This window comes from Phocaeicola paurosaccharolyticus JCM 15092 (assembly GCF_000613805.1).
GTDB lineage: Bacteria > Bacteroidota > Bacteroidia > Bacteroidales > Bacteroidaceae > Phocaeicola > Phocaeicola paurosaccharolyticus.
This window is the reverse complement of sequence record NZ_BAJR01000079.1, coordinates 1-1,324: the sequence shown is the minus strand read 5'-3', so window position 1 is coordinate 1,324 and position 1,324 is coordinate 1. Positions and strand designations below refer to the sequence as shown.

Annotated in this window: 1 protein-coding gene; it reads left to right on the top strand. The window is 36.3% G+C overall.

Going from position 1 to position 1,324, the window contains the following annotated elements:
• The first annotated feature begins 124 nt into the window (after window positions 1–124).
• Complete coding sequence (locus JCM15092_RS14265) at window positions 125–1,288, top strand: IS4 family transposase (RefSeq protein WP_024995223.1); 1,164 nt, start codon at window positions 125–127, stop codon at window positions 1,286–1,288.
• Window positions 1,289–1,324: the final 36 nt, after the last annotated feature.

Here is a 1,324-nt window from a genome sequence, read left to right as displayed (position 1 = left end):
CATTAATGTCCCGTTAAAGTGGATAAATAGTTCTTTGAAATAATTGAAATACAGTCTTTTATAACAGGATTTATAGGGGCGACGATTTGATTTATAGTTTTGCAGTCGATTAACTCGATGGCAAATGAATCAAGATAAATATGTTTTCGCTCAATTAGTGGAATTTCTAAATAAAAACAAGTTCAGAAAACTTGTAGACAAGTATGATGGTAACCATTATGTGAAACATTTTACTTGTTGGAATCAACTTCTTGCAATGATGTTTGGTCAGTTCAGTAATCGAGAAAGTTTACGTGACTTAATAGTCGCTTTACAAGCGCACAAAAGCAAACGTTACCATCTTGGATTGGGACGTGAACCTATTGCAAAAACTACTCTTGCAACCGCTAATCAAAATCGTGATTACAGAATCTTTGAAGACTTTGCTTTCTATATGATGAAAGAAGCTTCTGAAAAACGCGCTACCAACATTCTGGATATACCAGGAAAGAAGTACGCTTTTGATTCTACGACCATTCCCCTATGTCTTGCAACGTTTCCTTGGGCTAAGTTTCGTAGAAAGAAAGGTGGCACCAAAACTCATGTCCTTTATGACATTGAAGCACAAGTACCAGCATTCTATACTGTAACAACAGCTTCCAAACATGATTCTACGGTAATGAATACAATTCCTTATGAACCAAATGCTTACTATATATTCGACAGGGCTTATGATTCATTCAGAGAACTTTATAGGATACATCTTACAGGTTCATATTATGTTATTAGAGCCAAGACAAATTTAAAGTACGAGGTTGTCAAATGGAAACGTAGGATGCCTAAGAATATCCTAACTGATGCAGAAGTAAAACTTACGGGATACCTCTCGGAGAAGAAATACCCAGAAACCTTCAGACTTATCAGATTCTATGACGAAGAAGATGATCGAGAATTCACTTTTCTTACAAATGCGAAGCATATCACTGCTAATGATGTTGCTAATCTTTATAAAAAAAGATGGTTGGTCGAGCTGTTCTTCAAATGGCTGAAGCAGCATCTCAAAATAAAGAGATTCTGGGGTACAACCGAGAATGCCGTCAGGATACAGATAAGTGTTGCAATAATCACGTATTGTTTGGTAGCTATTGTCCAACATGATATGAAACTGAATCGTTCGACTTATGAGGTCTTGCAGATTCTAAGCATATCTTTGACGGACAAAACTCACCTTAGTATTCTGTTCGATAAGACTAATTTCAATGATGTCAAAGAGCAACTTGATCCCCTTATTCCGGGGTTATATATTTAATTTTTAACTCGTCCCGATTTTAACGGGACACTAGTG

Excerpts from the sequence above, each read along its gene's own strand:
- JCM15092_RS14265 (WP_024995223.1), top strand. The coding sequence starts at position 125 with ATGAATCAAGATAAATATGTTTTCGCTCAATTAGTGGAATTTCTAAAT.